5 protein-coding genes and 1 pseudogene are annotated in these 7,650 nt (G+C 77.5%); all 6 read left to right on the forward strand.

Features of this window, described 5'->3' with window-relative positions:
- Window positions 1-160 precede the first annotated feature (160 nt).
- Window positions 161-1,051 (forward strand): porin, encoded by an 891-nt coding sequence (locus tag MNY60_RS22795; protein ID WP_242361990.1) that lies wholly within the window; start codon window positions 161-163, stop codon window positions 1,049-1,051.
- Between the two features lie 7 nt (window positions 1,052-1,058).
- Window positions 1,059-1,745 (forward strand): VTC domain-containing protein, encoded by a 687-nt coding sequence (locus MNY60_RS22800; protein WP_242341574.1) that lies wholly within the window; start codon window positions 1,059-1,061, stop codon window positions 1,743-1,745.
- 3 nt (window positions 1,746-1,748) lie between these two features.
- Entirely contained in the window at window positions 1,749-3,452 is a 1,704-nt protein-coding gene (tmk, locus tag MNY60_RS22805) for a dTMP kinase (protein WP_242356954.1), read from the forward strand.
- Window positions 3,440-3,961: a DUF4956 domain-containing protein gene (locus MNY60_RS22810; protein ID WP_242341499.1), complete on the forward strand. Its 522-nt coding sequence runs from the start codon at window positions 3,440-3,442 to the stop codon at window positions 3,959-3,961. The genes tmk and MNY60_RS22810 overlap by 13 nt, the downstream gene beginning before the upstream one ends.
- Window positions 3,961-4,626, forward strand: coding sequence for a hypothetical protein (locus MNY60_RS22815; RefSeq protein ID WP_242341498.1), 666 nt, complete (start codon window positions 3,961-3,963; stop codon window positions 4,624-4,626). Before MNY60_RS22810 ends, MNY60_RS22815 begins: the two co-directional genes overlap by 1 nt.
- A 282-nt stretch (window positions 4,627-4,908) precedes the next feature.
- Window positions 4,909-7,650 (forward strand): annotated as a pseudogene (locus MNY60_RS22820) (hypothetical protein); the annotation flags it as partial.

Here is a 7,650-nt window from a genome sequence, read left to right on the forward strand (position 1 = left end):
CGGTCCCTCCGTCGTGCCCGCGAGCACCGCCGCCGCCCGGCCCGCGCGCGCGAGGCCGGTGCCGCTCGCGAGCGTGCCGCGCTCGCCGCCGACGCCGCCCGCGGCCGCGCCGCCTCCCGCCCAGACTCCCGCCGAGCCGGCGCGGGGGACGCGCATCACGGTGCCGCTCGACGTCGAGGTGCACGGGCGGCTCTACATGGGCGTCGCGGCCGACGAGCGCGACGACTGGACGCGCCGGCTCGACATGTCCTCCGCCCGCATCGGCATCGAGGCGCGCCTGCCCGGCGTGCTCACGGTGCTCGAGGCGGACGTCGCGTCGAAGACGCCCATCAAGGACGCGTACGCGCGCCTCGACGGACCGTTCTCGACGCGCCTGCAGGCCGGGCGCTTCAAGGCGCCGTTCTCGGCCAGGCAGCTCGAGTCGAGCTGGAAGCTGCCGCTCGTCGATCGCGGCCTCGTGAACGGCTACCTCGTGAAGGACAACGAGCTCGGAGGTCGCCGGCTCGGCGCGACCGCCGGGATCCGCCCCTGGCGCGGCCGGGTCGAGCTCGCCGGCGGGGTGTTCGCCGGCGAGCGGAGCGCGTTCGGCGGGGAGAACCGCGCGCAGGACCTCGCCGGTCGCGCGTCCGCGCGCCCCTGGAAGCCCCTCGAGCTGGGCGTGACCGCGTACCGCGCAGGCTCGAGCGATCCGCTCGTGCCGGTGCGCCAGGCCGCGAGCGCGTACGCGCAGCTCTCCGGCGGGCCGCTCGACGCGAGCGTCGAGGGCTTCGGCGGGAAGCTCGACGCCGGCGCCTTCACGGCGGGGACCGCGCTCGTCGGCTGGACCTTCAAGCTCGGGGAGGCGAGGCGGCTGCGGGTGACCCCCGTCGCGGGCGCGGAGGTGCTCGAGCTGCGCGGGACGACCCGCGGGGTCGGGTACTCCGCCATCGCAGGGGCGGTGCTGGCGTGGACCGAGGGACTCAAGGTGAAGGTTCAGGGAGAGCGCGCGCGCCGTCCCGGCGACGAGGTGCCCGGGAACGCGCTGGCGATGCAGATCGCCACGAGGTTCTGAGGACCCGATGATCAACCAGGCGTTCGCCGAGACCGGCATCACGAACCTTCGCAGGGAGGTCAAGCTCCTGCTCGACCCGGACGAGGCCGAGTCGGTCGCCGGCGCGCTCGCGCGGTACGTCGCCCCGCTGGAGAGCCGCGTCGTGTCGGTCTACTTCGACTCGCCGCGCGGGACGCTCGCGCTGCGCGCCGCGGCCTCCCCGGACGACTGCGTGAAGGTCCGCGCCAAGGCGTACGCGCCCGATCGGAGCGACGCCCCCGGGCGCGTGGTGCTCGAGGTGAAGCGGGAGCGCGCCGGGATCACGAGCAAGGAGCGGATCTGGCTCCCCCGCGGCGAGGTGCGCAGGGTGGTCGCCCGCTCGCTCGCCTCCGCGTTCGGGGCGCTCTCGCCCGTGGTCGCGACGTCGTACCGGCGCCGCGTGTACCAGGCCACCGCGCACTGGCGGGTGACGCTCGACGACGCCCTCACGTTCCACGCGGCGAGCTGGTCGCTCTTCTCGGCGGAGGCCCCGCCCTGGCACGGCACCCTCGGACCCGCGTTCGGGGCCGAGCCGCGCGTCGTGGTCGAGCTGAAGTTCGGGCCGGAGGGGCTGCCGCGGTGGCTCGCTCACCTCGGCCGGGCGCGCGGCACGACCTACTCGAAGTTCGCGGCGGCGATCGGGCGCGGCGCCGACGACCGCTCCACGGGGGCATGACGGGTGTTCGTCTCTTTCGAAGGCATCGACGGCAGCGGCAAGACCACCCTCTCGAACCTGGTCTGCGAACGGCTGCGGGCGGCCGGTCACGAGGTCCTGCACGCGCGCGAGAAGGGGGTGCTCGCGTCCGGCGTGGCGCGGCGCGTCCGCGAGCTGACGCGGGACGCGCGCCTGCTCGAGATGTCGGCCCGGACCGAGCTCTTCCTGAACCTCGCGCGGGAGACGCAGCAGCTCGACGAGATCGTGCGGCCCGCGCTCGCGGACGGCCGGCTCGTCGTCGCCGACCGCAGCCTCCACTCGCTCGTCGCGCTCTCCGCGGCGGGGCGTGGGCTGCCGCGGGACGAGGTCGAGGCGGCGGTGCGCGTCGGCGCGGGCGGCACGTGGCCGGATCTCGTCGTGCTCGTCGACGTCGATCCGGACCTGGCGCGGCTCCGCAAGCGCATCGGCAAGATCCTCGAGGGCCGCGACGGCGACGCCGAGTCGCGGAAGGGTCTCGCCGGCGCTGGCCTGCAGGTGCGCGTCCGGCGGCACCTCCGGGCGGAGGCCGAGCACGACCCGGCGCGCTGGATCGTGGCGTCCAACGAGGGGCGGCCGCTCGCGGCGCTGGCCGACGAGGTGACGGACGCGATCCTCGCGCGCCTCGCGCCGAGGACCACGCACGCCGCGCGGGCGCGCCGGGCCTCGGCCGGCGCCCGTGCCGCCGCGCTCGAGGCGGAGGCCTCGCCGGAGCGCGTCGGCGAGCGGTTCCGCGCCGCGATCGCCGCGCTCGCCGGGCCGGAGCCGCACCTCGCCGCGTTCCTCCTCGCCGGCATCCCGGGCGCCGCGGAGCACGCGCTGCGCGTGTCGCTCGCGGCGCGCGCGCCCCGCCTCGTCGCGCGGAGCCTCCAGGGGCTCGCCGATCCCGGCGCCTTCGCGCTCCGGCGCGCGCTCGCCGGAGGGGCTCCCGGCGACGTCCTCGCGAGCCTCGGCGACGACCCTTCTCCGGAGGCGATGGCGCTCCGCGAGCTCCTGTTCGAGGCCGCGCCCGAGGCGGCCCTGGCCGGGCTCGCCCGGAACGGCACGCCGGCCGCCTGGGAGCTGCGGGAGCGCGGGCTCGAGCGCGGCGCGATCGGCGCGGTCCTCGACGGGCTCGGCGCCGTGGACGATCCCGACGCCTGGGCGCTCCGCGGGGAGGGGCTGCACCGCGAGCTCGTGCTCCCCGTCGCGCGGAGCCTCGCCGGGCTCGCCGGCCCGCGCGCCGACGCGCTCCGGGTCGCGCTCGCCGACCGCGATCGGCTGGCCGCGCTGCGCTCCACGGCGGAGGTGGACGGCCCGGTGTCGCGCGAGCTGCGGGAGCGGCTCTTCGAGCACGCCGCGAAGCGCGTGCTGCGCTCGCTCACCGGGATCGACGCACCGTACGCGTGGGCGCTGCGCGAGCGGGCGCTGCCCGCGACGAAGGAGGCGCTCGACTCGGTGGATGGCATGGACCATCCGCGCGCCTGGGCGCTCCGGGAGGCCGGCGCGGAGCTGTGGCCCACGACCGCGGTGTCCTCGCTGCGCGAGCTCGCGCTCCGCGAGCGAGGCCGCGCGCTCGTGGCGCGGGCGCTCCGCGCGGCGCCCGCGAGCCTCCCGGTGCTGCGCAACGCGCACGCGGCGTTCTCCCGCGCGGCGCTCGCCGCCGCGGCGGCGGCACCGGTGGGGCAGGAGGAGGCGGCATGTTCGATCTGACCACGGCGTCCGCGGAGGTGGACCTCGCCGCGCTGCAGGTGGGCGAGCTCGCGCCGCGGTTCGCCGCCGCGCTCCTCATCGGCTCGGTGCTCGCGCTGCGCCCGTGGCGTTACCTCATGGGCCGGCGGCCGCCGCGCCCGGAGATGGCGCAGGCGCAGATCCTGCTCTGCGTCGCCGCCACGATCATCACCATCGTCATCGGCAACAGCCTCGCGAAGGCGTTCGGGCTCGTCGGGCTCGGGAGCTTCGTGCGGTTCCGCTCCGGCCTCAAGGACCCGCGCGACGCCGCCGTCCTCTTCCTCGTCATCGGGCTCGGCATGGCGTGCGGTCACGGCAGCCTCCCGCTCGCCTTCTCCGGCGCGGCGTTCGCCTGCGTGCTCCTCGCCGGGCTCGATCTGTTCAAGGTCCCCGACGCGCCGGCGGCCCCCGAGGCCGACGCGCGCCGATCCGAGGCGCCGCTCGAGATCCGGCCCGCCCCGGCGCCCGCACCCTCCAAGGAGATCGCCTGATGCCTCGCCGACTGCTCCCCCTCGCCGCCGTCGCGCTCGCCGCCTGCGGCGGGGGCGCCATCACGAACGACCCGACGCCGACCCCCTCCGGACAGAAGAACCTCGCGCCGCTCGCCACCGGAGCGAGCTGGCGGTACCGCGTCACCGATCCGCTCCGCGACGCGCCGTTCGAGAAGACGGTCCAGGTCGTCGGCCCGCAGCAGGTGCCCGGGTCCACCGCGTCGGCGATCCTGGTGGTCGACACCGAGCCCACGCAGGAGGAGCGCGGCTGGCTCGTCGAGAAGGACGGCTTCGTCCTGCGCGCCCGCGAGGAGGACCGGAAGGCCGGCCTGCTCGTGCGCACCACCACCTGGTCCCCCGCCGCGCCGAAGACCCTCTCCGCGTCGGCGCCGGTCGGCTCGGTGTACGAGGCGACCGTGCTCGAGCACGAGGAGCACGCGGACGGGACCTTCACGGAGAAGAACCAGACCTACCGGTTCACGGTGATCGCGAAGGACGTGCAGGTGACCGTGCCTGCGGGCACCTTCACCTGCCTGCAGGTCGCGCGCGTCCGCCTGGACAAGATCGGCAGCGACCGCACCTACTGGCTCGCACCCGACGTCGGGAAGGTCCGCGAGGAGGGCGAGCGCACCGAGGAGCTCGTCGCCTACACGCCCGCGCCGTGAGGGCGTGCACGCCTCGCGAATCCTCACTCCGCGACGGCGCCGCAAGGACGAAAGACCTCGCTCGAGCGGCCGTCGTCCAGGGGAGCTCGAGTCGAGGGCACGGGACGCCGAGCGCCGCGTCGCGGCGGCGATACGCGCCGATATCGCGGCGCCGATGTAGGCAACCGCCCGTAAGGGCTGGGAATTCTGGCGGTAGTAACGTTGACCCCCTCGCGAGGCGAGCCCTATACTTCCGGGCCGTCGGCGCTTTCCCGGGCCCTCCTCTCGCCGAGCGTACCCACCTTGAGCGCATCCTCCCTGGACGAGCAGATCCGGTCGCACCTCGAGACGCTGGAGGCCGCGCCCGGCGATCCCGCCGCGTTCGAGGCGCTCGAGGCGCTCTACGAGCAGGACGCCCGCTGGGAGGACCTCGTCTCGCTGTACGAGGGGCGAGCGCGCCTCGTCCCCGAGCCCGGCGCGCCGCTCCTCGCCAAGGCGGCGGCGCTCGCGACGACGAAGCTCCGGAACGTGGCCCGGGCGGAGGAGCTCTACCAGCAGCTCCTCCGGGCCGATCCGGCCGAGCCGGGGGCGCTCGCCGCGCTCACCCAGCTCCTCGAGGATCGCCAGGACTGGCCGGCCCTCGCCGCGGTCCTCGAGCGCGCCGCCGGGGCGGCGGAGCCCGCCGAGGCGGCGCGGCTCACCCTGCGGCTCGGCGTGCTGCACGAGGAGCGGCTCGGGCGGAGAGATCGCGCGGCGCTCCTGTACGCGCGCGCCTGTCGCCAGGACCCGCGGCTGGCCGAGGCGCGCGCCCGGGGCGTCGCCGGCTTCGCGGCGCTCCGCCACTTCGCGCAGGCGAAGCGGCTCCTCGACGAGGCGCGGGACGCGGGCGCGGACGGGCCGACGCTCGCCGCGGAGTACGCCCTCCTCGCCGCGCGGCTCGTGGACGAGCCCCTCGAGCACGGCCTCGCCACCGACGCGGTCATCGAGGCGATGGCGCTCGACCGGGCCGCGCCCGGCGGGCCGGAGATCCGCGAGCGCCTGCGGGCCTTCCCGCGCGCGTGGCGCGACGAGGCGCGCACGCTGGAGGCGCGCGTCCCGAAGGCGCGCGATCGCCGCGAGGCGGCCGCGCTCCAGCTCCGCCTGGCCCAGCTCCACCTCGCCTACGATCCCGAGGGCGTGAAGCGCGCGCTCGAGCGGCTCGACCGCGCCTGGGCGCTCCTGCCCGGCGATCCCGCCGCCCTCGACCTCCTCGCCCGCGTGCACGCCGAGAAGGGCGATCACCGCGCGCACGCCGACGCCCTCGCGCGGCTCGCGACCAAGACCCGCGACCGCGCCGCCCTGGTGGCGCTACACCTGGAGATGGCGCGCGTCGACGTGATCCGCTTCGCCGACGCGGAGAGCGCGCTCGACGCGCTCGGGAAGGCGCTCGCGCTCGATCCCGCCTGCGAGGCGGCCGCGCTCCAGGCCTTCGAGCACCACGCCGACGCAGGCCGGTTCGAGGAGGCGCTCGCGACGCTCGAGCGGCACCTCGCCGCTGCGCCGCCGAAGGCCGCGCACGCGCCGCTGCGGGTCCGCGCGGCGCAGCTCGCCCGCGAGCGGCTCGAGGATCCCGCCCGCGCCCGCCGCCACCTCGAGGCGGCGCTCCGCGCCGATCCCGGCCACGCGCCCGCCGCCGCGGCGCTCGCGCCGCTGCTCGCGGACGCGGGCGAGTGGACCGCGCTCGCCCAGGTGCTCGAGGCCTCGGTGGGCCTGGAGCGCGATCGCGCCGAGCGGATCCGGCTGCTCGAGCGGCTCGCCGAGGTCCAGCAGGAGCGGCTCGGCCGGCCGAAGGACGCCCTCCGGACGCTCTCGCGCGCGCTCGCGCTCGACCCGTCGCGGGCCGCGACGCGCAAGGCGATGGAGGGCGCCGCCGCGCGCGCCGACGCCTACCTCGACCTCGTGCGCGCCTACCGCGCCGCCGCCAGCGCGGTGCAGGACGACCTCCGCGCGCGGAAGACCCTGCTCCGCCGCGTGGCGGAGATCCTCGATCGCGACCTCGGCAAGCCCGAGGAGGCGGTGGGGGCCTGGCGCGCGCTCTCGGAGCTCGACCTCGAGGACCGCGGGGCGACCGCCGCGCTCGAGGCCTGCATGGCGCGCGCGGGCCAGCAGGTGGAGCTCGCGCACGAGCTCGAGCAGCGCCGCGACGCGGCGGCGGGCGACGAGCGGCGCGCGCTCTCGGCCCGGCTCGGCGCGCTGTGGCTCGACGCCGCCCAGCCCGAGCGAGCCGCGGCGGCCTGGCGCGACGCGCTCGCCGCCAGCGAGGACGACGCGGGGCTCTGGGGCCTGCACGCGGCGCTCGAGGCGGTCGGCACCCCCGCGGCCGCGGAGGAGCGGGCCTCCGTCCTCGGCCGGCTCGCGGCGCGCAAACAGGGCGCCGAGCGCGCCGCGCTCGAGATCGCCCGCGCCGAGCTCCTCGCGGATCCGCTCGGCAGGCACGCCGAGGCCGCGGAGGTCGCGCTCGCCGTGCTCTCGGCGGGCGGCCTCGGGCCCGCGCAGCAGGCCGACGCGATCGCGCTCCTCGAGCGCCTCCTGGAGCGGGGCGCGGAGCCGCTCCGCATCGCGCAGGCGCTCGCGCCGGCGTACGCGGCGGCGGGCGACGTGGGCCGGCAGGCGGCCGCGCTCGAGCGGATCGCGCAGGCGCTGCCCGGGACCGACTCGCGCGAGCGCGCCCGCCATCTCCTCGACGCCTCCGCGCTCCGCGCGGAGCGGCTCGGCGACGCCCGCGGGGCGCTCTCCGCGGCGCTCGCGGCCGTCCGCGCCTGCCCGCAGCACGGGGAGGCGCGCCGCCGCGCCGAGGTCCTCGCCGCCGGCGTCGGCGCGGAGCGCGAGCTCTTCGAGGTGCTCGTCGAGGCCGCCGGGAAGCTCGCCGGCCGCCCCGAGGAGGAGCTGCCGCTCAGGCTGCGCGCCGCAGCGATCGCCGAGGAGGATCTCGGCGCCTTCGACGACGCCGCGCGGGAGCTCCGCCGCGCGCTCGAGCTCGCCCCGGAGGATCCCGCCGTCCTCGCC

The organism is Anaeromyxobacter sp. SG17 (genome assembly GCF_022690695.1).
Lineage (GTDB): Bacteria > Myxococcota > Myxococcia > Myxococcales > Anaeromyxobacteraceae > Anaeromyxobacter > Anaeromyxobacter soli.

Coding starts and splice junctions, on each gene's coding strand:
- MNY60_RS22800 (WP_242341574.1), top strand. CDS start 1,059: ATGATCAACCAGGCGTTCGCCGAGACCGGCATCACGAACCTTCGCAGG.
- MNY60_RS22810 (WP_242341499.1), top strand. CDS start 3,440: ATGTTCGATCTGACCACGGCGTCCGCGGAGGTGGACCTCGCCGCGCTG.
- MNY60_RS22815 (WP_242341498.1), top strand. CDS start 3,961: ATGCCTCGCCGACTGCTCCCCCTCGCCGCCGTCGCGCTCGCCGCCTGC.